This window comes from Pseudomonas sp. LABIM340 (assembly GCF_040017195.2).
GTDB lineage: Bacteria > Pseudomonadota > Gammaproteobacteria > Pseudomonadales > Pseudomonadaceae > Pseudomonas.
Window position 1 is genome coordinate 1,603,215 of the sequence record NZ_CM200227.1, and the last position, 23,685, is coordinate 1,626,899.

The window sequence follows — 23,685 nt, forward strand, 5'->3', positions numbered from 1 at the left end:
GGGTCGAGGAATTACCTAAGTCGATGATTTCCAATTTCTTTGGGGATTGTCTGCTGTTGCACGTCCTAAAATAACAAATAGAGGAACTGCTATGAATCTTGCCTTGAAAGAATCTGTTGTGGCTGGTCTTATTGGTGGAGTGATCTCCGCAGTCGTGGCCTTTTTGGTTGCTTATTATCTTGCCCCGTTTCCGCTAAATCCGATTGATAACTCTATTGGTCATGGCATGAGTGGTTTTTTTAGTGGGCTGGCCAGTGGATTTATCGGTGTATTTCTTGTGATCAAGAAACTGGCTTCTTGATTCCTAAGCTGAGAGGTCAGATGTTCTTCTGTGGGTCGAGTGCTCCTTCTCGTTGAAGATGGCCTTTAATGCTTTTTTTGTAGTCCCTTGCTTTACTTGTGCGCCTGTACGGTATTCGTCAGGCGTTTTTTTTGCCTGCTACCTTTGGCTTTCCAGGGGGAGATATGTTACGAAGCATGAAGTTGGCGCCCCGCTCGGCTTTTAGTTTTGGAGTCATAGCGGTAATAGTATTTCTCTTGGGTGTGTTCTCTATTCAGAAAATGGAAAGCATGACCAGGCAGTCTGAAATCATCAATCAGAAGTGGCTGCCAAATATAGTTAACCTAAGCAATCTTGTTAAGGCGCAGTTAAGGAATCATGTTTTCTTGGCTCAGCTGGCGTCGCTGAGTGATCCTTCTGCTCGAGAAGGTGGGCTTCGTCAGTTGAAAGCTCTTGTGGCCGAAGCTAGGTCTTTGAAGGAGCATGTTGACGTAGGTCTAACAAGCTTGGAGGAGAGAGCTGTTTTCGATCAGTTCGACAAGGCAGATAAAATATATACTGCAGAACAGGAGAGAATCGTCGGTGTAATTACGTCCGGTGACTTGGATTCCGCCTCTTCAATGCTCCGAGGTAAAATAATCGATTATGGGACTCGGCTTGGTATGGCAACCGAGGAACTCATGAAGCTCAACATGGAGGGTTATGAAAAAGCTACAGCGGGCCTCCTTGAAGCGCGTGACAGCGCCCGTCGAGGAATCATAGCGGCCGTACTGCTTGCGCTACTGATGACTGTGGGGTTAGCAATTTTCTATACGCGAAGCGTTGTGCATCCACTCGGCCGAGCTGTGCAGGTGGTCGAGATGGTTGCCCGCGGTAGGCTCGATGCGAAGATCGACACAGCCGGTCGAGACGAACCCGCCCAGGTGCTTAGTTCGCTAAAGCTTATGCAGGACGGTTTAAGAGAAGTGATCGAGGCGATCACTAAATCATCTACACGAATCGCAGCTTCCGCTCGTGAGCTAAAAACAGTGACCGCTTCTTCGTCGCGTGCAATGAAAATGCAGGATGAGGAGGTTTTGTCTGCGGTTTCTATTGTCAACGTCGCGACGCTCGCGGTGGTGGAAGTTGCAAAGAACGCCGCCAGGACTGCAGAGGCCTCACAGATATCTGATCAAAGTGTTAAGTCGGGCTGTGAGCAGGTTGCACGAATGGTCAATTCGATCTCAGGGCTTTCTGAGGAAGTTTCGCTAACAAATGCTCAAATTGGCGAACTTGCAATGAGCGTTGCAAATGTCACGAGAATCATCGAGGTGATTCGCTCAATTGCTGAGCAAACTAACCTTCTTGCGTTGAATGCTGCCATTGAGGCTGCCCGAGCTGGTGACGCGGGCCGCGGATTCGCAGTTGTCGCAGAGGAGGTTCGGGCGCTGGCCCATAGGACTAAGAACTCGACGCATGAAATTGAAGTGCTCATTGGTGGGATTCAAGATGTAACTGAGCGGGCTGTCTCGTCTATGCAGCGGAGTTCAGCGAGTGCTGAGACAACTTTAAATTTGGCTGGGTCGGCAGATCAGGCGTTGAGAGATATACGAGCCTCAATCGAGACGATCACTGAGCGGAGTAAGGTAATTGCCGGAGCAGCGGATCGGCAGGAAGGGATGATGGAAAGCGTCAATCAGAGCTTGCTGAAGATTCAGGGGTTATTCAAAGAGGCATCTGAGGGAGTTGATCAAACAGACCAAGCAAGTGGCGACCTCTCCGAGCTTGCAAGCCTGCTGCAGGAATTAGTATCGAAGTTTGAGGCGTAGTATGTAACTAGTTGGTGGGTTTTTTCTTAAAAAGCTCTTCAATCTCGCATGTACGCTTGTAGCGTATGTGACGTTTTAGTTTGGGCTCAGGGATTTACTATCTTGGAGTTTAAATGAATATTGTCAGTGCGTTGATGTTTGTTTTGCTCTCTCTGTTTTCTGCTGGTTCAATAGCGGCTGAATTTCCTGCTGAGTACTCTCAAGGGAAACGGGATCTGGTCATGAATGGGGTTGCTAAGCGCTTATCTCGTGACAACAAACTTCAATATAACGTTGCGCTCTATTTGGTTGCTAAGTCTGGGGACGCCCAAGCGATACTAACAGGTAATGCTCCTGGGGCTATTTCAATAAGATTTGAAGATAAGCTCTCCCCTCGAAAAGCAAAGTCGCTTCTCTTAGAAGATCTTTTTGTCAATCTTGATGACGCTGCATTACAAAGACTAGCGCCGGTTTTAGATAAACTAATGACTCTTGGTCCGTCTAACGGATTTGTGAGTGGGGATAACGCTGTGTTCTCGTATTCCCCAGGTGAGGGTACTGAGGTTTTCCTTAATGGGCACTCAGCAGGTGTGATCCCTAGTAATGAATTTTTCTTTTGCTTCCTTAGCCAGTGGCTCGGGCCACACCCCATAAATAGAGTTGAAAAGATGGGGCTGCTCGGAATAAAAGCGGACGGCTCGGGAACATAAATTGGACGCAATCAGCTGTGAGCGCTTTTGGCGAGGCGATAAAGGATCAGAGCCCTGCTTTACGTGCCCCAGAGTTGGGCACGAGTGTGAAGCGCTTTCGGATTTTAGGATCTTGCTACTCGCACAGCGTGTGTGAAGCCAGAAACAACCTCATGGATGTAGGTTGGATTTGCTGCGTGTGACCCATGGGCAACACATAGTCATGCAATGGAGTGCATGCCGCCACAGACTGCTATACGTGGTCGTGGTGATCATCTCAGAGCTTGGGCATGCCTCACTAGCCAAAAGCTAGTGAGGCATTGTCTTCTGCGAGAAGATTGAAGCCAAAAGCGCGCACAACAAAGTGCTCTGGTCTTGAGCCACGGAGCAGGGGAGTGGCGAAGCGGCCCTGGCTTTAGTGGGAGGTAGTATCGGACCTATGCGGGCCGAAAAAAAGCAAGCATGGAATGCGGTCATCCTAAGCCTGAGGCCTGGTAGCGCGCAGTTTCAGCTCAGCATCGAACGGCTGAAGACTTGTCTTCTCTTCACCCCTTTCTTGTGGATGATTGAGCCATCTCCCCAAACGTATCTGCTACCGCCCTGGACCTGATACGTAAACGTAAGACCCCTCGCTGTCTCATAGCGATCTAGGGTATCCAGAGGCTCCATGAGCCATCTGCCGGACTGATTCATGTGATTGGGAGTGACAAGTAAAACCATTCCTACTCGAATCTGTTCCCCTTGTTCGGCAAGCAGTGTCTCAAGGAGATCCTCGTCGGTCAGCATCAGCATTGGCCGTCTCGTAAACCCATCCTTGTCCGACTCATCCACTTCCTCTGTCGCAACGTAAAACCATGGGCGATGGATGCTGTGCTCTACAAATCGCCAGCAAGGCGCATCACCGAACAGTCCAAAGTTCTCGATTTCAGCCTTGAGGGGGGTAAGGAACATAAAAAAACTCCAAATATACTATATATAGTATAGAGCAATTCGGTCCTAAGCGGCTTCATCGTTCCTTTTGCGAGCGTCAAAAATGCAATCGGAACTGAAGCAAGCTCTAGGGGCGGCTATTCGAGCCTACAGGCTCAATCGAGACATTCCCCAAGAAAGCCTTGGTCCCAGCCAGCCGTACATCAGCAACCTGGAGAGCGGTAGGTGGAGTGCAACTCTGGACAAAGTTGATCGCATGGCCGCCGCACTCGGAGTCCATCCAGTTAGCATCATCCTCGCGGGATATCTCGCCCTTGAAGAGAGCTCTGACACCGACGCCGTTCTGGCCCGAATACGGGAGGAGCTGCGGGAGATCGGACGTTAAGGGGCTTTTTGTCCACATCTGCCATTTTCTGTGGACAGCCTGATGGACGGTTAAGTACCTGTAATATTGGATTTTTCTCGTGTCCATACTCTCTATTACTTAGGGGTACCTACCGCTACAAGATCGAGCTGCTGAGCCCGCAGCGCAAGGACTGATCCTTCGGCTGTCGTCGAAGCGTCCTTCGAGAAACCCCGCCCACCCGGCGGGGTTTTTCTTTTCCAGCTGTCATCAGAAAGTCACCGCAGCGGTCATACTCAAGGGGCATCGACGTCGGACGCGTCGATTGCGGAAGCAGTTTCCGCCATTCGCTTGTCACAGTCAGAAGGAGCGCGCTGCGGGCCGGAGAATCCCCGCCGCGACGCCCCCGGCAATGACGGCCGAATGGACGGCCGCATCGATTTATCGGAAAGCCGCGCGCTCAGGCGCCCGGCTTCCATCGTCAAGGAATACAGCATGTCCCCAAGACCGGTAAACAATGCCTCGGTCAGCCCCAAGGGCAGCCTCGAAACCCTCTCCCAACGTGAAGTCCACCAGCTCAGCGAAGCGGGCTCGGGCAGTACCTACAAGCTCTTCCGCCAGTGTGCCCTGGCCATCCTCAACACCGGCACGCAGATCGACAACGCCAAGCACATCCTCGACGCCTACCGCGACTTCGAACTGGAAATCCACCAGCAGGACCGCGGCGTGCGCCTGGAGCTGTTCAACGCGCCGGCCGACGCCTTCGTCGACGGCGAGATGATCGCCAGCACCCGCGAGATGCTCTTCAGCGCCCTGCGCGACATCGTCTACACGCAGAACGCGCTGAACAGCCGGCGCTTCGGCCTGGACAGCTCGGCCGGCATCACTGACTACGTCTTCCACCTGCTGCGCAATGCCCGTGCCCTGCACGCCGGCGTGGAGCCGAAGATCGTCGTGTGCTGGGGTGGTCACTCCATCAGCACCAACGAGTACAAGTACACCAAGAAGGTCGGCCACGAGCTGGGCCTGCGCAGCCTCGACGTCTGCACTGGCTGCGGCCCGGGCGTGATGAAGGGCCCGATGAAGGGCGCCACCATCGGTCACGCCAAGCAGCGCATCACCGATGGCCGCTACCTGGGCCTGACCGAGCCGGGAATCATCGCTGCCGAGGCGCCGAACCCGATCGTCAACGAACTGGTGATCCTGCCGGACATCGAAAAGCGCCTCGAAGCCTTCGTCCGTGTCGGCCACGGCATCATCGTGTTCCCCGGCGGCGTCGGCACGGCGGAGGAGTTCCTCTACCTGCTGGGCATCCTCATGCACCCGGAAAACCAGGACATGCCGTTCCCCCTGGTGCTCACCGGCCCGCGCAGCGCGGCGGCCTACATCGAACAGCTGCATGCCTTCGTTGGTGCAACGCTGGGCGAGGCGGCGCAGAAGCGCTACCGCATCATCATCGACGACCCGGCGGAAGTGGCGCGGGAAATGAGCACCGGCCTGAAGCGGGTCAAGCAGTTCCGCCGCGAACGCAATGACGCCTACCACTTCAACTGGCTGCTGAAGATCGACGAGGGCTTCCAGCGCCCGTTCGAGCCGAGCCACGAGAACATGGCCAGCCTGGACCTGGGCCGCGACGTGCCGCCCCACGAACTGGCGGCGAACCTGCGCCGGGCGTTTTCCGGCATCGTCGCCGGCAACGTGAAGGACCGCGGCATCCGCATGATCGAGGAGTTCGGCCCGTACGAGATCCATGGTGACGCGGCCATCATGGAGCCGCTGGATGCACTGCTGCAGGCCTTCGTCGAGCAGCACCGCATGAAGCTGCCGGGCGGCGCGGCGTATGAGCCTTGCTACCGCGTAGTGCAGCGCGCCGGCGTCGCGGTGTGAGCCTGTAGGAGCGGGCCATGCCCGCGATCGCGCGCATGGCGCGCTCCCACAAGGAGCAGGAAACAAAAAGCCCCGCCAGAGTGCGGGGCTTTTTCATGCGGGTACTTCGCTTAGGAGACGGCTTACAGATCGAAATCGTAGTCGGACAGTTGGCGCTGCAGGCGACGCTCTTCCAGGTAGTTGTCGATGATGCGGCGCTTGGTCAGGTTGGTCTTGGCGACCTCTGCCGAGGATTCGGCGCCGTCATCGCTGTCGTCTGTGCTGACATCGTCCTCGAGTTCGAGGTCTTCTTTGTCGTTTGCCATTCGGTGCACTCCACAACACGGGGTGTGTTGGCGCCCCTTATATCGACAAAGGCGTAAGCGGTAAAAAAGATTTTTTCAATCAGCCTGAAGGAATTTTCCCATAACGCTCAATCGTCCGACGTCTTGTGTTTGAACTCGCACAGGTCCTCGATCCGGCAGCTGCCGCACTGTGGCTTGCGCGCCTTGCAGACGTAGCGCCCATGCAGGATCAGCCAGTGGTGCGCATCCAGCAGGTATTCCTTGGGCACGAACTTGAGCAACTTGCGCTCCACTTCCAGTACGTTGCGCCCCGGCGCGATGTTGGTGCGGTTGGAGACGCGGAAGATATGGGTGTCCACCGCCATCGCCGGCTGTCGGAAAGCCGTGTTGAGGACCACGTTGGCCGTCTTGCGGCCCACGCCCGGCAGGGCCTCGAGGTCTTCGCGGTTCTCCGGCACCTGGCCGCCGTGCTTCTCGATGAGGATGCGGCAGGTCTCGATGGTGTTCTTCGCCTTGCTGTTGTACAGGCCGATGGTCTTGATGTACTCCGACAGGCCTTCCACGCCCAGGGCGTAGATCGCCTCCGGGGTATTGGCCACCGGATAGAGCTTGGCGGTGGCCTTGTTCACCCCGACGTCGGTGGCCTGGGCGGAGAGCAGCACCGCGATCAGCAGCTCGAAGGGCGTGCTGTAGGCCAGCTCGGTTTCGGGGTTGGGATTGTCTTCTTTGAGTCGGCGGAAAATCTCCGCGCGCTTGGCGGCATTCATTCGATCACTCCGGTCACGCGGACGCGTTGGCGCTCGGTCGCGGGTGCGTCGCCCGCTGGCGCCTTGGCGCGTTCCGCCAGGCTTTCATCGATACGGTTTTTCAGTGCAATCAGCAGGCCCAGCACCAGGAAGGCGCCGGGCGGCAACACCGCCAGCAGCAGGCCCTGATAGCCGGGAATGTGCAGCTTCCAGCTGGCGGCGGCGTGGCCGAACAGCAGGTCCATGCCGGCCAGCAGCGTGCCATGGCCGAGCAGTTCGCGCAGGGTGCCGATGGCCAACAGGACCAGGGCGAAGCCCAGCCCCATCATCAGCCCGTCGAAGGCCGAGCGCGCCACGTTGTTGTTCGCGGCGAAGGATTGCGCGCGGCCGAGGATCACGCAGTTGGTGGTGATCAACGGCACGAAGATGCCCAGCACTTCGTACAGCTCGTACCGCCACGCCTGCATCAGCAGTTCGACGCAGGTGGTGAGGGTGGCGATGACCAGCAGGAAGGCCGGTAGGCGCACGGCCTCGCTCAGCGTGCCACGGATCAGCGAGACGGCGACGTTGGAACAGACCAGCACGAAGATCGTCGCCAGCCCCAGGCCGAGGGCGTTGACCATGGAGCTGCTGGTGCCCAGCAACGGGCACAGGCCGAGCAACTGCACCAGGCCGGGGTTGTTCTTCCACAGGCCCTGCAGGGCGATTTCGCGGTAGCCGGGATTACTCATGCTTGTCTCCCGAGGTCGCAGGGGCCAGCAGCTCGGACTTGTGCGCGTCAAAGTACTGCAGCGCCAGGTGCGTGGCCTTGACCACCGCGCGAGGGGTGACGGTGGCGCCGGCGAACTGGTCGAACTGGCCGCCATCCTTCTTCACCTTCCAGCCAGCCTCGGCCGGGTCGCTCAGGGAGCGGCCGTCGAAGCCATGCAGCCAGTCGCTCTTGCCCAGTTCGATACGGTCGCCCTGGCCGGGTGTCTCGTGGTGCGCCACGACCCGCACGCCGAGCAGTCGGCCTTGCGCGGTCACGGCCACCAGCAGCTGGATCGAGCCGCCATAGCCATCCCGCGCCACGGGCTGCAGCACGACCGCCGTGGTCTGCCCCCGGAGCCGGGCGAGGTAGGCGGGCGCCGGCTCGTCGCGGCCCAGCAGCTTGGGATCGAAGGCGCTGACTTCGGTCTCCAGCGGATGGTTGTCGTAGCTCCCCGCGGGCAGCAGCTCCAGCAGCGTGCGACCACGCGCCTCGCGCTGGGCGGTGTCGATGCGCTGGGCGGTGAACTGGTGGACGGTCGCCACCACGCCGGCGGCAACCACCGCGAGCAGGCCCAGTGCGAGGGCATTCTTCAGCAGGGCGCGGTTCATCAGTCCCCCGCCTTGAAGCCGCGCTCGGGCTTCTTGTGCCCGTAGGTGCGCGGACGAGTGAAGTAGTCGAGGGTCGGCGCGGCGAGGTTCATCAGCAGCACGGCGAAGGCCAGACCGTCGGGGTAGCCGCCCCAGGCGCGGATCACATAGGTGAGCACGCCGACACCGATGCCGAACAGCAGCCGGCCGCGGTTGCTGGTGGCGCCGGAGACCGGGTCGGTGACGATGAAGAAGGCGCCGAGCATGGTCGCGCCGCTGAACAGGTGCAGCAGCGGCGAGCCGTGGGAGTCGGAGCCGGTGCCGTTCCAGAACAGCAGGCTCATGACGAACAGGCCGCCGAGCATGCCCACCGGCGCGTGCCAGGTGAACAACTTGCGCCAGAGCAGGAACAGCCCGCCAGCGAGGAAGGCCAGGTTGACCAGTTCCACGCCGCGCCCGCCGACACTGCCGAAAGCGGGGGACTGCGCGAGCAGTTCCTCCATGGTCAGGCTGTGGTTGTTGCGCACCACGTCCAGCGCCGTGGCGCCGACCCAGGCGTCCGGCCCCTGGCTTGCGAAGCCGAAGATCTGCCGCAGGCCCTCGCCAAAGCCGAGCGCGGTGTCCGGCGCCGGCCACTGGCTCATCTGCTGCGGAAACGACACTAGCACCACCGCGTAGCCGACCATCGCCGGGTTGAAGGGGTTCTGCCCGAGGCCGCCATACAGGTGCTTGCCGAAGATCAGCGCGAACACCGTGGCGACCGCGCTCAGCCACCAGGGCGAGTAGGGCGGCAGGGCGAGGGCGAGCAGTACGGCGGTGACCAGAGCGCTGCCGTCCTTGAGGAAGAAGGTCACCGGGCGGTCGCGCAGCTTGAGCATGAGCGCCTCGGTGGAGAGGGCGAGCAGGCTGCACCAGAGCAGGTTGAACAGGGTACCGACGCCGTACAGACCGATCAGCACCAGCGCACCCGGCGCGCAGGCGGCCAGCAGGGTCAGCATGACGCGCTGCGTGCGGTTCGCGCCTGTGGCGTGGGGCGAGCTGATGCGTGGCAGCTTCATCAAGGCGCCTCACCGCTGGAATCGGTGACGGCGCGCTCCGCCGCTTGCAGGCGCTCACGGGCAGTGGCCAGTACCGGGTCGCCAGCACCTTCGCGTTCGAGCTTCTTCAGGTCGGCGCGGGCGTAGGCCAGTTCGGTCTTGGCGGCGCGCAGGGCATCGGTAATCGGGCGCTTGTCGGTACGCACCAGGTCCGGCGGCGCTTTGCCGCTGGCGTCTTCGGCGGCGTGCAGGGCGGCTTCCGCGGCGGCGAGGGTCTGGCGGATCGCGTCCAATTCCTCGGCGGAGGCGCCTTCGCGTTCGGCGGCGCGCAGGGCATCGCGCTGGGCGATATAGACCAGCTTGGCCTGGCGCAGGGCGAGCACGCCGTCGACGGGCTGCTCGGTTTTCGGTTCGGTCGGCATGGCGGTCCCCTGCAGTTCGTTGAGTTGGCGCTCGATGCGTTCGACGTCCGCGCGCAAGGAGGCGAGGGTGGTGCGCTGCTCGTCGCTGGGTAATTCACCAAAGGCCTTCTCGGACTTCTTCAGCTGGGCGCGGGCCATGGCGGCGTCGATCTTCGCTTTTTTCAGCGCCGCTTCGTCGGTGACGGTGGCGGCAGCGGGCGTCGGCTCCGCGCTGGCGCTTTGCGCTTCGGCAGCCGCCAGTGCTGCTTTCGCCTCGGCGGCAGCGACGCGCAGTTCGGCGACCTGAGTGCGTAACTGTTCGGTGTCGTGGCTGGCCAGTTGTTTCTCGGCTTTCTTCAGCGCGACCTGAGCCATGCTGGCGTCGATCTTCAGACGCTTGAGCTGGTCGGGCGCATTGCCCACGGACTTCTCGGCCTTCACCCGCTCGATCACCGATTGCGCGGCCGGCGCGGCAGGTATTTCGACCTCGGGTTGGTCCTCCTGCACACGTGCCGCACGCTCCTGGCGGGCCACGCGGTCGGCGGTGCGTTGTTCTTCCTCGCGGCGCAGCCGCTCCTGGCGCTGCTCGAAGCGCAGGCGCGACTGCTCGGCCTTCAGCTGGCGCAGTTCCAGTTCGCGGATCTCGCCCTTGGCGGCGCGGTAGTACTGCACCAGCGGAATGCTCGACGGGCAGACGTAGGCACAGGCACCGCACTCGATGCAGTCGAACAGGTTGTGCGCCATGAGCTGCTGATGGTCTTCGGCGAAGAAGTACAGCTGCTGCGGCAGCAGGCTGGCGGGGCAGACCTGCGCGCAGTCGCCACAGCGGATGCAGGGCAGCGCCTGTGCCGGTGCCGGCAGCTCTTCGCGCGTGGCGGCCAGCAGGCAGTTGGCGGTCTTGATCAGTGGCACGTCCAGCGACAGCAAGCTGTCGCCCATCAGCGGGCCGCCGAGCAGCAGGCGGTCCAGCTTGGCGTGGTCGAGGCCGGCGAACGCCAGCAGATCGCCCACGGGTGTGCCGAGCAGCGCTTCGACGTTGCACGGGCGCGCCAGCGCGGCGCCGGAGAGGGTGGTGATGCGCGAGACCAGCGGCCGCCCGCGCAGCACGGCGTCGGCCACGACAACGGCGGTGCCGACGTTCACGCAGAGCATGCCGATATCCGCCGGCAGCCCGCCGGAAGGCACTTCGCGGCCGGTCAGCAGCTGGATCAGCTGGCGCTCGCCGCCGGAGGGATAGCGGGTCGGGACTGGCTGCAGGCGGATCGGTCGCTCACCAATGGCAGTCTGCACGGCGGCGATGGCTTCGGGCTTGTCGTCCTCGATGCCGAGCAGCACCTGCTGCGGCTGGAGGATGTGCATCAGTACTTCGATACCTTCCACCAGTTCGGTGGCGCGCTCGCGCATCAGCAGGTCGTCGGCGCTGATGTAGGGCTCGCACTCGGCGCCGTTGATGATCAGCGTATGCAGGTCGTCCTGGGCGCGCGAGGCCAGCTTGGCGGCGGTGGGGAAGCCGGCGCCACCGAGGCCGGTGATGCCCGCCTGACGAATGCGTTGTAGAAGTTCGAGCCCGGAGAGGGACGCGTAATCGGAGATGGGATCCAGCGTGGTCCATTCATCCGCGCCGTCGCTGTCGATGACAATGGCGGGCACCGAAAGGCCGGAGCTGTGCGGGTAAGGTTGCTCGCTGATCTCGACCACTGTGCCGGAAGTCGGCGCATGCAACGCAGCACTGATGGCGCTGCCGGCCTCGGCGATAAGCTGGCCCTTGAGCACGCGCTGGCCGACTTCGACGCAGGGCACGGCCGGCTCGCCGATGTGCTGCTGCAGCGGCAGCACCAGACGGCGCGGCAGCGGTGGCTGCTGGATTGGCGTGACTGTGGACTGCTGCTTGTTGGTTGGCAGCGTCAGGCCGCCGGGGAAGTCCCAGACCTGTGCGTTCATGCCGCCTGCTCCCGGTCGCTCTGGATCAGCCGGCCCTGCGGCAGCGGCCACTTCCAGTCGACGACGCGCAGCGGCAGGTCGCGCATCTCGATGCAGTCCACCGGGCAAGGCTCCAGGCACAGATCGCAGCCGGTGCATTCGTCGACTATCACCGTGTGCATCAGCTTGGCCGCGCCGACGATGGCGTCTACCGGGCAGGCGCGGATGCATTTGGTGCAGCCGATGCACTCGGCCTCGCGGATATAGGCCACGCGCAGCGGCGTCTGTTCGGCGGCGTCCAGTGGCAGTGGCTCGACGTCCAGCAGCTCGGCGAGGGCCGCGATGGTCGCGGCGCCGCCGGGCGGGCACTTGTTGATGGCGTCACCCTCGGCAATGGCCTGGGCGTAAGGTTTGCAGCCGGCGTAGCCGCACTGGCCGCACTGGGTCTGCGGCAGCAGGTCGTTGATCTGCCCGGAAATGGGCTCACCCGCGGCCTTTGCCCGCGTCGAAGCCTGGCGCAGCGCCACAGCACCGCCGAGGCAGATCAGGATAATCAGCAGCGCCGCGATCATGGCTTGAGCAGCCCGCTGAAGCCCATGAACGCCAGGGACATCAGCCCGGCGGTGATCATGCCGATGGCCGCGCCCTTGAACGGTTTGGGCACGTCGGCGATGGCAATGCGTTCGCGCAGGGCGGCGAACAGCACCAGCACCAGGGTGAAGCCCAGCCCGGCGCCGAAGCCCTGGAAGGTCGATTGCAGGAAACCGAACTCGGCCTTGCGCGCATTGAGCAGCGCTACGCCCAGCACGATGCAGTTGGTGGTGATCAGCGGCAGGAAGATGCCCAGCGTGCGGGCCAGCAGCGGGTTGGTCCTGTTCACCAGTAGCTCGGTGAACTGCACCACCACGGCGATCACCAGGATGAAGCCGATGGTGCGCAGGAATTCCAGGTCCAGCGGTTGCAGCACGTAGCGCTGCAGGATGTAACTCAACGCCGAGGCAAGCGTGAGGACGAAGGTGGTCGCCAGGGCCAGCGCGAGCGCCGTCTCGATCTTGCGTGACACGCCCATGAACGGGCAGATGCCGAGGAACTGCACCAGCACGAAGTTGTTGACCAGGATGGCGCTGACCAGGATCAGGGCGAGTTCGGTCATGGCCGGGCACTCGCAGCCGGGCGCAAGGAAAGGCGGATCATGCTCGGAGACCGATGGTCAGCGGGTTGATGGCGGCGAGAGGACATGGCTCGAATACAAGGTGCGAAGTAGGCAATTGTACCTCCCCGAAATCAGTTGCGGTGCCAGGGGCGGCGGGAGGAATATCGGCGGCTGCCGAACCCGATCGGTTCCCCTCACGGAAGTCGCGATGCGCAAACCCCTGTCCGGACGCTTCACCGCCCTCTGCCTGCTGCTCTCCAGTGGCCTGGCTGCGGCCGCACCCTTCAGCACCGCTGACCTGGTCGGTTGGCCGCGCATGAATGTCGCCGACTTCGCCTGCCTGCTTGAGCAGCGCACCGGCCACGCCGACGCACAGTTCAGCTGCGCCGCCAGCAAGAAGCTGAGCAACTGGGGCGATGCCTGCCACGACACCGACCTCAGCTACGCCGGCCCACAGTTGCCCGAAGCACTGGTGCGCCAGCTTGACCCACGTATCGCCGCGGTGGACCTGGACTGGGAATACGGCCGTCTGCAATCGGTCAACGTCACCTTCGACAGGATCATGACCGCCGAAGAGGTCGCCGACATCTTCCCGCAGGTGAACCTGGAAGACCCCACTTCACGGGACAACCTGAGCAACGCCTCGCTGCAGGACTGTGCGTCGGATGCTTCGTGTCTCTACCTGGAAGGCTTCGAGCACCTGGGTGGCGGCGACGTGGACTGCGAAGACGCTCAGTAGAGCCCCTGGGCCAGCCGCCGCCGGGCAGGCTGGCCTGAGTCAGGCGGATCGCTTCGCGCTGCGGCGTGGTCCGAGCTTGCGCCACAGCCAGCGCAGGAGCAGGCCGGCGATCAGCAGCACGACCAGCATCGGCAGGCCGAACGCGGCCACCTGGATGGCGTTGACGGTGCCGTCGGTGAGTTCGTCGAGCGAGTTGCCGAAGGCCTTGCCGATGCGTGACCAGCGGCCGCTGGGCTGGTATTCGCTGGAGAAGTCCAGGGTCAGCAGGTTGGTGGAGATGCGCCGTTGCTGCTGCGCGGCGTCCTGGCTGGCGGCATGCAGTTGCTGCTCGACCTCGGCGGTGGCCTTGGCCAGGGCCAGCAGGTCGCTGACGCTCATGTCCTTGCGGCCCTGGAAGCCTTGCAGGGTCTGGTACTCGCGCTCCAGCCGGCCACGCAGTTGCTGGTTGTCGCTGACGGCCTGGGCGAGGTCTTCGGCGCGGGTGCTACGGCTCTGCAGTTGTCCGCCTTCGGCGGCCAGGGCAACGAGTTTTTCCACGCCGTCGGGGACGATGCGCACGACGAGGTGGGCGTTGCGCATCTGGCTGTCGCCGCTCTGCTCGATGGCGATCAGCTCGCACTGACCAAAGCGGTTCTGCGTGCAGGCATCGCGGGAGGCAGCCAGTTGCGCGTCGATGCGCTCGCTGGCCAGGCGGATGCCGACCTGGTGTTCATAGGCGAGGAAGGAACCGGCTTTCGCCGCTTCCCCCTGGAAAGCGGCGCCGGAACCGGCGGCGTGCTCCGAGGGAGCGCCGCAGCCGGCGAGGGCGGCGCTCAGGACGAGCGCCGCCCAGTGGTGCAGTTTCATCGATGGCCTCCTTGCCGTGGTGGAGCGTCTTGCTTGACCAGCCTTTTACTTGACGCGCTGGCCGGGCTTGGCGCCGCTGTCCGGGCTCAGCAGGTAGATCTCGTCACCGCCGGGGCCGGCAGCCAGGACCATGCCTTCGGAGATGCCGAACTTCATCTTGCGCGGGGCCAGGTTGGCCACGTACAGGGTCAGGCGGCCTTCGAGCTTGCTCGGGTCGGGGTAGGCGCTCTTGATGCCGGAGAACACGTTGCGCTTCTCGTCGCCGATGTCCAGGGACAGGCGCAGCAGCTTGTCGGCGCCCTCGACGAACTCGCACTTCTCGATCAGCGCGATGCGCAGGTCGACGGCGGCGAAGGCGTCGAAGTTGATCTCCGCAGCCAGCGGGTCCTTGGTCAGCTCGCCATTACCAGCGGGCTTGTTGGCGGCGGCGAGGTCTTCCTTGGAGGCTTCGATCATGGCTTCGATTTTCGCAGGCTCGATACGGGTCATCAGCGGGTTGAACGGGTTCAGCTGGTGGTTGGCCAGCAGTTGCTCGTGGTCGGCCCACTTCAGCGGGGCGACGTTGAGGAAGGCTTCGGCGGCTTCGGCCAGCTTCGGCAGCACTGGCTTCAAGAAGATCACCAGCTGACGGAACAGGTTCACGCCCAGGGCGCAGATGGCCTGGACTTCGTCCTGCTTGCCTTCCTGCTTGTTCAGCGACCATGGGGCCTTGTCGGCGATCCAGGCGTTGGCCTGGTCGGCCAGGGCCATGATCTCGCGCATGGCGCGGCCGAAGTCACGGGCTTCGTAGGCGGCAGCGATGCTCGGCGCAGCGTTGCGGAAGGCTTCGGCCAGTTCCGGCGCCGGATTGGCGTCCACCAGCAGGCCGTTGTTGCCCTTGTGGATGAAGCCGGCGCAACGGCTGGCGATGTTGACCACCTTGCCGACCAGGTCGGAGTTGACCTTCTGCACGAAGTCTTCGAGGTTCAGGTCGAGGTCGTCCACGCCGCGGCCCAGCTTGGAGGCGTAGTAGTAGCGCAGGTATTCCGGGTCCAGGTGGTCCAGGTAGGTGCGCGCCTTGACGAAGGTGCCACGCGACTTGGACATCTTCTGGCCGTTGACGGTCAGGTAGCCGTGGACGTTGACCGCGGTCGGCTTGCGGTAGCCGGCGCCCTGGAGCATGGCCGGCCAGAACAGCGCGTGGAAGTTGACGATGTCCTTGCCGATGAAGTGGTACAGCTCGGCCTCGGAGCCTTCTTTCCAGTAGGCGTCGAAGTCCAGTTCCGGGCGGCGTGCGCAGAGGTTCTTGAAGCTGGCCATGTAGCCGATAGGCGCGTCCAGCCAGACATAGAAGTACTTGCCCGGCGCGTCGGGAATCTCGAAGCCGAAGTAGGGCGCATCGCGGGAGATGTCCCACTCCTGCAGGCCGGAATCCAGCCACTCGGCGAGCTTGTTGGCCACCGAGTCCTGCAGGGTGCCGCTGCGGGTCCACTGCTGCAGCATGTCCTGGAAGTCAGGCAGCTTGAAGAAGTAGTGCAGCGATTCCTTGAGCACCGGGGTGGCGCCGGAGATCGCCGATTTCGGGTCCTTCAGCTCGGTCGGGGCGTAGGTCGCGCCGCAGGCTTCGCAGTTGTCGCCGTACTGGTCGGCGGTGCCGCACTTCGGGCAGGTGCCCTTGATGAAGCGGTCGGCCAGGAACATCTGCTTTTCCGGGTCGAAGTACTGGGTCACCGGACGGGTGGCGATGTGGCCGGCGTCGCGCAGCTTCAGGTAGATGGCCGAGGACAGCTCGCGGTTCTCTTCCGAGTGGGTCGAGTGGTAGTTGTCGAAGTTCACCTGGAAGTCGGCGAAGTCGGCCATGTGCTCGGCGCGCACGCCGTCGATCAGTTGCTCGGAGGTGATGCCTTCGCGCTCGGCGCGCAGCATGATGGCCGAGCCGTGGGCATCGTCCGCGCACACGTACACCGCCTGGTTGCCACGCATCTTCTGGAAGCGCACCCAGATGTCGGTCTGGATGTACTCCAGCATGTGACCCAGGTGGATCGAACCATTGGCGTAGGGCAGGGCGCTGGTGACGAGGATCTTGCGGGCTTCGGACATGATGATCGGCCGTTCCGGTTAAAACGAGGGAATCGGCAACTATATAGGGGCGGGGCGAAATTTTCATCCGTGGCCCGCTTGGCTGTAAGGGCTGATTCACCTTTGAGCATCAGGCGCTCGGGCTGTTCGCGAGCAAGCTCGCTCCTACAGTCCGGGCTCGCGCAAGGCTGCTCTTAGTAGGGGCGAGCTTGCTCGCGAACCTCGCCTACCCCCGATGATCCCGAGCAAGGCGGCGGCGAGAGGCGTACTATGCCCGCCTATTCTGCTCAGTCTTTCATCGGGAGTACCCATGGGCGCCGCCAACCGAGCCACGGTGGAAAACCTTCTCCGCCAGATCAACGACCCTCACACCGGCCAGAACCTGCTGGACGCCGGCTACCTGCGCGAGCTGGACATCCAGGGCGGGCGCATTTCGCTGACCCTGGAGCTGGGCTACGCCGCCGGGCTGTTCAAGAACGGCCTGGCGCAGACCGTGCAGATGGCCCTGGAAGCGCTGGACGGCGTCGACTCGGCCCAGGTCAAGGTGGAAACCCACATCGCCGCGCACAAGGCCCAGGCGCAGGTGCCGGGCATGAGCAACGTCAAGAACATCATTGCCGTGGCCTCCGGCAAGGGCGGCGTGGGCAAGTCCACCACCGCCGCCAACCTCGCGCTGGCGCTGGCCCGCGAAGGTGCCAAGGTCGGCATCCTCGACGCCGACATCTATGGTCCGAGCCAGGGCATCATGTTCGGCATCCCCGAAGGCACCCGGCCGAAGATCCGCGACCAGAAGTGGTTCATCCCGCTGGAAGCCCACGGCGTGGAAGTCATGTCCATGGCCTTCCTCACCGACGACAACACCCCGGTGGTGTGGCGCGGCCCGATGGTCTCCGGCGCGCTGCTGCAGCTGATTACCCAGACCGCCTGGAACGACCTGGATTACCTGGTCATCGACATGCCGCCGGGCACCGGCGACATCCAGCTGACCCTGGCGCAGAAAGTTCCGGTGGCCGGCTCGGTGATCGTCACCACCCCGCAGGACCTGGCCCTGCTCGACGCGAAGAAAGGCGTGGAGATGTTCCGCAAGGTCAACATCCCGGTGCTGGGTGTGGTCGAGAACATGGCCGTGCACATCTGCTCCAACTGCGGCCACGCCGAGCACCTGTTCGGCGAAGGCGGCGGCGAGAAGCTGGCCGCGCAGTACGGCGTGGAGCTGCTGGCGTCGCTGCCGCTGTCCATGGCCATCCGCATGCAGGCTGACGGCGGCAAGCCCACCGTGATCGCCGACCCGGAAAGCCAACTGGCGATGATCTACCAGGAAATGGCCCGCTGCGTCGGCGCGCGCATCGCCTTGAGCGAGAAGGCCGCGCCGGACATGCCGAACATCTCCATCAGCGACGACTGATACGCAGGGACTGCCATGCGCAAGGATGCGAAACGCGCCGCCGGCTGGCTGTTGGCGGCGTGCCTGGGCCTCGTCGGCTCAGTGGCCTGGGGCGCCGACGAGGACTCCGCCAGCTGGCAGGCCCCGTGCGTGATCGGCGGCCAGCCGGTGACCCTGGACTTTCGTTCCGCCTCGGGCGATGCCTTCGAGGACGACATGGCCGTGCAGGCGCGCCGGGCCGACGGCTCCAGCATGACCCTGCCGCTGCCGCCAGCCCTCTACCACGCCACCGGCCTGCTCGGCAGCCCGACGAGCGCCTGCGACCCAGTGCCGCTGCTGGACATGGGCAATGGCCTCGGTCTGCTGCTCGTGGTGCGCGACAACCGCCCCGGCCTGCCGGTGGTGGATGCGCTGCTGCTGGACCTCGCCACGCTCCAGGTGGTGGACAAGCGCCTGGGCGATCCCGGTGCGGTGGAAGGCCTGCTGAAAACCGCCAGTCTGGTGCTGCGCCAGTCGCCACAAGGCGTCGACCTGCGCCTGGTGCGCGAGGCCGTGCCCGGCGCCGAGTGCGATTGCGCCGACGGCTATGCCGAAGACTGGCTGCGTTTCTCGGTGGACCAGCGCAAGCTGCGCACGCACTGGCTGCCCTGAGGGCTTACGGAAACCATTCCGTCCCGGCACCGGCGGGAAACTGACCGCTGCGCAATTCGTCCTGGGTGAGCTCGCGCCCGGTCCAGAGGCGCACCTTGCGCGCTCCGGCCCCGCGGCAGAGCTCATACAGCCCGCGGACTTCCACCTGCGTCAGGCCGCCTTCGAGGAGTTCCTGCGGGTGCAGGATCAGCACTGGCGCGGCCTTGAGCAGAGACCTGGGCACGAGTCGGCCGACCAGCAGCTTCAGGGTCATCTCGGCGAAGGAGAAATTGGCCAGCAAGGAGCGGGGATGGTCGAAGCCGTTTACGATTTCGACGCCCTCCTGGCCCTGGAGCTGCTGGGCGGCCTCGCCGGACGCCAGGACCCTGGGTTTGCCATCCTCGTAGCGCAGGGCCAGCAGGGGCGGTTCGCCAAATACTTCGCCGGCAGGGAGCGCCACGCCGCTGATCCACTGTCGGGAGAGTTTCAGGTACAGGGTGGACGAAAAATGATCAAGCATAGGCGGCCTCTTCCATGAGTCGATGCACAGCAGGTTACGCAAATCCACGCTTGAGCGTCGACCATCCGGCCGCACCCTTTGCCGGAAATTGTGACGCCCGGTAAGATTCGCCTTCTTTTTTCAACCGCCGCACAGGACACCCGCCATGAGCATCAAATCGGACAAGTGGATTCGCCGCATGGCTCAGGAACACGGCATGATCGAGCCGTTCGTCGAGCGCCAGATTCGCGGTGCCGATGACAGCCGGGTGATTTCCTACGGTGTTTCCAGCTACGGCTACGACGTACGCTGCGCCGCCGAATTCAAGGTGTTCACCAACATCCACTCGGCCGTGGTCGATCCGAAGAACTTCGACGAGAAGAGCTTCGTGGACATCAACAGCGACGTCTGCATCATCCCGCCGAACTCCTTCGCCCTGGCCCGCACCGTCGAGTACTTCCGCATCCCGCGCGACGTGCTGACCATCTGCCTGGGCAAGAGCACCTACGCGCGTTGCGGCATCATCGTCAACGTGACCCCGCTGGAACCCGAGTGGGAAGGCCACGTGACCCTGGAATTCTCCAACACCACCAACCTGCCGGCGAAGATCTACGCCCACGAAGGCGTGGCGCAGATGCTGTTCCTGCAGTCGGACGAAGCCTGCGAAGTGTCCTACCGCGATCGCGGCGGCAAGTACCAGGGCCAGACCGGCGTCACCCTGCCCAAGGCCTGATCGCGCCGCACAGAGAGAAACGGACATGACCTCGCAAGGATTGCGGGGCCTGCTTTGCGCCCTGTTGCTGGGCGCCAGCGGCCATCTGACGGCAGCCGAACTCAACGTCACTCCCGGTGGCGAAGTGTTCGGCCTGCCGTCCAACGCTCCCCTGAGCCAATTCGTCGAGCGCCTGGGCGAGCCCACGGCGCGCTTGCCCATGCGTGGCGGTGAGCAGGGCCTGCTCTACGGCAACGCCACGCTGCTGGTGTTCAAGAACCAGCGCCTCACGCAGGTTCGCTGCTGGCTGCACAGCCGATTCACTCCTTCGCTGTTCCTTGGTTGGCTGGATCAGGTCGAGCCGGGCAAGGACCCGCTGACCTTCGCCGTGGAGGGCACGCTGCATCTGGGGCAGGAGCGCGGTGCCGCCTCCGGCTGGCTCAATGGCCACGAAGGTGACGGCGACGAGCTGTCCGATGTCCGCATGAGTGGCAACAGCGAAGTCTGGCTGGGCTATGGCAACTCCGACGACTACGGCATCCAGGGCGAGAGCCGTCAGGTCGTGGTGTCCCTCAGCGTGAGTATTCCCGAACCGCCTGCCGCTGCTGCCTCAATGGGCGTGATGAACCGTCCCTAGGACTTCCAGCACAAAGGCCGCTCGTTCCTCCAGGCCCGCGAGCGGCAAGCGCACGACTCGATATCCCCACTGCTCGTACACCTCGGCCATCACCGCCGCCGTTCGCTGCGCTTCGATGAAGTCCTGCCGGCGTTCGGCGTCGTTGCGGTAGATGGCTTCCCACGCTGGCGCCAGGAACACGGTCCGCCGGTAGCGCAGTGCCTCGGCAGCGGTTTGCAGCGCTTCGGGAACCGGCAGGCCGCAGAGCCGCGCATAGCCCAGCACATCCGGCAGGCCGCGATCGAACAGCCATAGTCCACCCGCAGCGAGCGCTTGCTCGCGGGTCGTCAATGCGTGCTCGAACATTTTCCGGCAGTAGGCCTCCCGGTCTGCCCACGGCAGTGCATCGCCGCCATGGGCCAGTTGCTCGCGGATGATAGCCCGACCGCCTTCCTCGACGACGTTCAGGTCGTGATGCTGGTGCAGATGGTCGAGCAGCGTGCTCTTGCCGGCGCCGGGGCCGCCGGTGATGACGATGAGGGATTCGGACATGGCGATGACTCCTGTAGGAAAGGATGCGAGGGAGTACCAGCCGGGGAAGGGGGTGCGAAGGGAGGTGCAGCGGAAACGGGGCGGGGAAAAAAGAAAGGCACCCAGAGGGTGCCTGAAAATGATCATGGAGTAAGTCGACAAATCTGATTCCGGGGCGGGAGCCAAGTTCCCGGCTCCCCGGAATATTTTTCAGATCATCACTTCTCCGGTACCAGCGTCAGGCGTTTCACGCCGTAGACCTTCTCCAGGTTCTGCGACTGGAAGGGGAAGCTCATGTAGTTGCCCTTCAGCCAGGCATCGATGCCGTCGGCGTAGTGCGGGCTGGCCGGGTTGCCGGACTGGCCGCTGCTGTTGAGGCCCATCATCGGCTCGCTCTGGCCGAAGTCGACGACGAGGCGCATGGCCGGGATCAGCCAGGTGTTGAAGTCCTGGCCCCAGTGGTAGGCCGAGACGTTCAGCGTGCTGTGGTCGCCGCCGGCCGGGTAGGGGCCACGGTCCAGGTAGCCCTTGATCGCGCCCAGGCTGGCGCGGTCGCCGGCGCTCAGGTTCGGCGCCATCTTGGTGCTGTCGCTGACCCACTCGTAGGTGTGCAGCTTGCCCCACTGCCAGGCGTGGCGGTCGCTGCCCAGCTTCTGCTCGCAGAAGGCGGTGGCGGCGGCCAGGCTGCGGGCGAGGATCGCCGGCTTGTCTTCCTTCTGCGGGGTGCGGGTGTCATCCCAGAACGGGCTGTCGTCGCGGCCCAGCAGGTGGTCGGCCTGGGCCGAGTAGGAGAGGTTGGCAGTCTCGACGAAGGCCTTCCAGGACGGGCTGTCTTCCGGGCCCAGTTCGTCGAGGAAGATCTGTTTGGTGCTTTCCTGCAGGAAGGCTTCGTAGAGCGCGGCATCACCGGAGGTGGCCGAGAGCTTGCCGTCGAAGGCCATGATCCGGTCCAGCGCTTCGCGGGCGCGGGCGCGCTGGTCGGCGGGCAGGGCGTCGATGGCTTTCTTCAGCGGCTGCGCCATGCCCGGCGCGTCCAGCATCGACTGCAGCTTGCCGGCGAACGGCGTGGTCTGGTCGTACTGCATGGCGATCATGCTGCGGTAGTCGTGGCTCTTGCTGCCGCCGGCGAGCTGGGCGATGCGCTCGTAGCGCTCCGGGTAGTACCAGGAGCTGGACAGCTGCGCGCCGTAGCCCGGCTGCACGCTGCGGTGGTTGGCGGTGCCCAGCCAGCCCTGCGCTGGGTCCTGGTCGGACGGGTGCAGGATCGGGTCGGCGTAGCCGTCCCAGTCATAGCGACCGTCCCAGCCGGGGGAGGGCAGCAGGCCGCGGCCTTCCTTGCGGTTGGGGAAGCGCCCGGTGACCTGCCAGCCGATGTGCTTCTCGTCGGCGAACACGATGTTCAGCGCCATCGCGCGCACGTCGCGGGTGGCGTCGAAGGCCTGCTCGACGTTCTTCGCGCGGGACAGGTCGAAGAAGGCGTCGAGGGTGCGGTCGGTTTCGCCCTGGATGCTCTGGTAGGCGATGCCGTAGCCGCTGGACAGCGGCAGCGGTTGCAGGTCGTGCTTGCGCTCGCCCAGCGCGCTGTTGAGCAGCGGGCCGTGGCGGGTCTCGTAGATGACTTCGCGGATCGGGCTCTGACCCTTGATGAAGAAGGTCTCGTTGCGCTCGATGGCGGGCTTCCACTGGCCGTCGGCGAGGTAGTAGAGCTTGCTGCCCTGGCGCTTCACCTGCTCGAGGAAGAGGTCCTGGTTGTCGCCCATGACCATGGTCATGCCCCAGGCCAGCTTGCCGTTGAAGCCGGCGACCACGCCCGGCACGCCGGCGATGGAGACACCCGCGGCGTTGTACTTGGGCGAGCGGATCTGCACGTAGTTCCACACCGAGGGCATGGACAGCGGCAGGTGGGTGTCGTTGGCCAGGATGCTCTTGCCGCTGCGCGTGCGCTGCGGGGCGATGGCCCAGTTGTTGGAGGCGGCGACGCCCATCATCTGCAGCGAGGCGACTTGCCCGGCGGCGCGGTCGAGGGCGTCGAGGCCGGCGATGCTGCCGTCCAGGCGCAGGCCCTTGAGTTTCTCGGCTTCCTCGAAGGGCAGCGCTTCGTCCGGGTAGATCGGCGTCAGCCAGGGCAGCTTGTCGGCGCCGACCTTCTGCGCGAGCACCAGGGAAGCGATCTCCTCCTGCAGGTTCACCGCCAGGCCGAAGTTCAGCAGGCTGAAGACCAGCGCGGAGTCTTCGGCCTTCCAGTACTCGGGACGGTAGCCGGACTCGGCGAGGTCCATCGGCAGCTTGTCGCGGTAGCGGTACAGGTAGGCGTTGACGCCGCGCGCGTAGGTCTCGAAGAAGCGCTTCAGGCGTGGCGAGGAGCCGGCATAGAGCGCATCGGCGGCCTTCTTCAGGTTCACCGTGCGCATGAAACGGTCGGTCTCCAGGGCGCCGGGGCCGACCATCTCGGACAGGCGACCCTGGGCCATCAGGCGCAGGCCGACCATCTGGCTGATGCGGTCGCTGGCATGCACGTAGCCCAGGGTGAACAGCGCATCGTGGAAGGTGCTGGTCTCGATCAGCGGCATCCCCAGGCTGTTGCGGCGGATCGACACGTTGTCTGCCAGGCCCTTGATCGGCTGCACGCCGTAGCTCGGCGGCAGACTGCCTGCATAGCGGTCGTTGAGCCAGCCCTGGCAGCCGGTGAGGCTGACAGCGGCGCTGAGGGTGGCGGCAAGGCCGAAGCTGGGAAGCCGGCGGAAGGCTCGCGGGGCCATGGGGATGTGCTCCTGCACGAAGAGGGTCGCGGAAAAGGCGCTACGTTAGTGAGCCGAGGATAGCTGCGCAAGCCGCGCGCGACGGGATTTTCAGCAGCCGACGAATAGTGAGGCCG

The 23,685-nt window shown here is 63.5% G+C and carries 24 protein-coding genes; 10 read left to right on the forward strand and 14 right to left on the reverse strand.

The features are described from left to right. Positions 1 to 91: 91 nt before the first annotated feature. The 3 genes from ABKS89_RS07545 (at position 92) to ABKS89_RS07555 (ending at position 2,777) form a co-directional block, all read left to right on the forward strand. Positions 92 to 301 (forward strand): hypothetical protein, encoded by a 210-nt coding sequence (locus ABKS89_RS07545; RefSeq protein ID WP_348587828.1) that lies wholly within the window; start codon positions 92 to 94, stop codon positions 299 to 301. Between the two features lie 176 nt (positions 302 to 477). Continuing rightward, the gene (locus ABKS89_RS07550; protein ID WP_348587827.1) at positions 478 to 2,088 is read left to right on the forward strand and encodes a methyl-accepting chemotaxis protein; all 1,611 of its coding nucleotides are present in this window, start codon (positions 478 to 480) and stop codon (positions 2,086 to 2,088) included. Between the two features lie 113 nt (positions 2,089 to 2,201). Continuing rightward, on the forward strand, positions 2,202 to 2,777 hold the full coding sequence (locus ABKS89_RS07555; RefSeq protein WP_348587826.1) for a chalcone isomerase family protein: 576 nt from the start codon (positions 2,202 to 2,204) through the stop codon (positions 2,775 to 2,777). Between the two features lie 486 nt (positions 2,778 to 3,263). Here the strand turns inward: ABKS89_RS07555 and ABKS89_RS07560 are convergent, their stop codons facing one another. Further along, positions 3,264 to 3,707: a hypothetical protein gene (locus ABKS89_RS07560; RefSeq protein WP_348587825.1), complete on the reverse strand. Its 444-nt coding sequence runs from the start codon at positions 3,705 to 3,707 to the stop codon at positions 3,264 to 3,266. Positions 3,708 to 3,789: 82 nt separating this feature from the next. On the opposite strand from ABKS89_RS07560, the gene ABKS89_RS07565 reads away from it, so the two are divergent. Then, complete coding sequence (locus ABKS89_RS07565) at positions 3,790 to 4,071, forward strand: helix-turn-helix domain-containing protein (protein WP_373874941.1); 282 nt, start codon at positions 3,790 to 3,792, stop codon at positions 4,069 to 4,071. Between the two features lie 453 nt (positions 4,072 to 4,524). Next, positions 4,525 to 5,916: a nucleotide 5'-monophosphate nucleosidase PpnN gene (gene ppnN, locus ABKS89_RS07570; protein WP_138212520.1), complete on the forward strand. Its 1,392-nt coding sequence runs from the start codon at positions 4,525 to 4,527 to the stop codon at positions 5,914 to 5,916. 122 nt (positions 5,917 to 6,038) lie between these two features. On the opposite strand, the gene ABKS89_RS07575 is transcribed toward ppnN, so the two are convergent. The 8 genes from ABKS89_RS07575 to rsxA all read right to left on the reverse strand — a co-directional run bounded on the left by ABKS89_RS07575 (position 6,039) and on the right by rsxA (position 12,795). Then, on the reverse strand, positions 6,039 to 6,221 hold the full coding sequence (locus ABKS89_RS07575; RefSeq protein ID WP_138212521.1) for a PA3496 family putative envelope integrity protein: 183 nt from the start codon (positions 6,219 to 6,221) through the stop codon (positions 6,039 to 6,041). Positions 6,222 to 6,328: 107 nt separating this feature from the next. Then, positions 6,329 to 6,967 (reverse strand): endonuclease III, encoded by a 639-nt coding sequence (gene nth / locus ABKS89_RS07580; protein WP_081517715.1) that lies wholly within the window; start codon positions 6,965 to 6,967, stop codon positions 6,329 to 6,331. Further along, entirely contained in the window at positions 6,964 to 7,677 is a 714-nt protein-coding gene (locus ABKS89_RS07585) for an electron transport complex subunit E (protein WP_348587824.1), read from the reverse strand. Before ABKS89_RS07585 ends, nth begins: the two co-directional genes overlap by 4 nt. Beyond that, positions 7,670 to 8,305, reverse strand: a complete 636-nt coding sequence (gene rsxG / locus ABKS89_RS07590; RefSeq protein ID WP_348587823.1) for an electron transport complex subunit RsxG — start codon at positions 8,303 to 8,305, stop codon at positions 7,670 to 7,672. The genes ABKS89_RS07585 and rsxG overlap by 8 nt, the downstream gene beginning before the upstream one ends. Continuing rightward, positions 8,305 to 9,342, reverse strand: coding sequence for an RnfABCDGE type electron transport complex subunit D (locus tag ABKS89_RS07595; RefSeq protein ID WP_348587822.1), 1,038 nt, complete (start codon positions 9,340 to 9,342; stop codon positions 8,305 to 8,307). The genes rsxG and ABKS89_RS07595 overlap by 1 nt, the downstream gene beginning before the upstream one ends. Beyond that, positions 9,342 to 11,663 (reverse strand): electron transport complex subunit RsxC, encoded by a 2,322-nt coding sequence (rsxC, locus tag ABKS89_RS07600; protein WP_348587821.1) that lies wholly within the window; start codon positions 11,661 to 11,663, stop codon positions 9,342 to 9,344. The genes ABKS89_RS07595 and rsxC overlap by 1 nt, the downstream gene beginning before the upstream one ends. Further along, positions 11,660 to 12,214 (reverse strand): electron transport complex subunit RsxB, encoded by a 555-nt coding sequence (rsxB, locus tag ABKS89_RS07605; protein ID WP_348587820.1) that lies wholly within the window; start codon positions 12,212 to 12,214, stop codon positions 11,660 to 11,662. The genes rsxC and rsxB overlap by 4 nt, the downstream gene beginning before the upstream one ends. Continuing rightward, positions 12,211 to 12,795, reverse strand: a complete 585-nt coding sequence (gene rsxA, locus ABKS89_RS07610) for an electron transport complex subunit RsxA (RefSeq protein WP_348587819.1) — start codon at positions 12,793 to 12,795, stop codon at positions 12,211 to 12,213. The genes rsxB and rsxA overlap by 4 nt, the downstream gene beginning before the upstream one ends. Positions 12,796 to 13,003: 208 nt before the next feature. Here rsxA and ABKS89_RS07615 point away from each other — a divergent pair, with 208 nt between their 5' ends. Then, the gene (locus tag ABKS89_RS07615) at positions 13,004 to 13,534 is read left to right on the forward strand and encodes a hypothetical protein (protein WP_138212528.1); all 531 of its coding nucleotides are present in this window, start codon (positions 13,004 to 13,006) and stop codon (positions 13,532 to 13,534) included. A 39-nt stretch (positions 13,535 to 13,573) separates the two neighbouring features. On the opposite strand, the gene ABKS89_RS07620 is transcribed toward ABKS89_RS07615, so the two are convergent. Both ABKS89_RS07620 and metG read right to left on the reverse strand, forming a co-directional pair. Then, positions 13,574 to 14,374, reverse strand: coding sequence for a DUF4349 domain-containing protein (locus tag ABKS89_RS07620; RefSeq protein ID WP_518301032.1), 801 nt, complete (start codon positions 14,372 to 14,374; stop codon positions 13,574 to 13,576). Positions 14,375 to 14,425: 51 nt separating this feature from the next. Next, positions 14,426 to 16,459 (reverse strand): methionine--tRNA ligase, encoded by a 2,034-nt coding sequence (gene metG / locus ABKS89_RS07625; protein WP_348587817.1) that lies wholly within the window; start codon positions 16,457 to 16,459, stop codon positions 14,426 to 14,428. 289 nt (positions 16,460 to 16,748) lie between these two features. Between metG and apbC the strand changes: the two genes are divergently transcribed. Then, positions 16,749 to 17,843: an iron-sulfur cluster carrier protein ApbC gene (gene apbC / locus ABKS89_RS07630; RefSeq protein WP_138212531.1), complete on the forward strand. Its 1,095-nt coding sequence runs from the start codon at positions 16,749 to 16,751 to the stop codon at positions 17,841 to 17,843. Between the two features lie 15 nt (positions 17,844 to 17,858). Further along, complete coding sequence (locus tag ABKS89_RS07635) at positions 17,859 to 18,473, forward strand: hypothetical protein (protein ID WP_348587816.1); 615 nt, start codon at positions 17,859 to 17,861, stop codon at positions 18,471 to 18,473. Positions 18,474 to 18,477: 4 nt separating this feature from the next. Here ABKS89_RS07635 and ABKS89_RS07640 read toward each other — a convergent pair whose 3' ends face one another. Next, positions 18,478 to 19,020: a rod shape-determining protein gene (locus tag ABKS89_RS07640; RefSeq protein ID WP_348587815.1), complete on the reverse strand. Its 543-nt coding sequence runs from the start codon at positions 19,018 to 19,020 to the stop codon at positions 18,478 to 18,480. A 97-nt stretch (positions 19,021 to 19,117) separates the two neighbouring features. Between ABKS89_RS07640 and dcd the strand changes: the two genes are divergently transcribed. Together dcd and ABKS89_RS07650 are read left to right on the forward strand one after the other, a co-directional pair. Then, complete coding sequence (gene dcd / locus ABKS89_RS07645; protein WP_017521037.1) at positions 19,118 to 19,684, forward strand: dCTP deaminase; 567 nt, start codon at positions 19,118 to 19,120, stop codon at positions 19,682 to 19,684. Positions 19,685 to 19,709: 25 nt separating this feature from the next. After that, entirely contained in the window at positions 19,710 to 20,300 is a 591-nt protein-coding gene (locus ABKS89_RS07650; protein WP_348587814.1) for a hypothetical protein, read from the forward strand. On the opposite strand, the gene ABKS89_RS07655 is transcribed toward ABKS89_RS07650, so the two are convergent. Further along, on the reverse strand, positions 20,274 to 20,831 hold the full coding sequence (locus tag ABKS89_RS07655) for an AAA family ATPase (RefSeq protein WP_348587813.1): 558 nt from the start codon (positions 20,829 to 20,831) through the stop codon (positions 20,274 to 20,276). The two genes, ABKS89_RS07650 and ABKS89_RS07655, sit on opposite strands and share 27 nt — an antisense overlap. Before the next feature lie 197 nt (positions 20,832 to 21,028). Next, on the reverse strand, positions 21,029 to 23,569 hold the full coding sequence (locus ABKS89_RS07660) for a penicillin acylase family protein (protein WP_348587812.1): 2,541 nt from the start codon (positions 23,567 to 23,569) through the stop codon (positions 21,029 to 21,031). Positions 23,570 to 23,685 lie beyond the last annotated feature (116 nt).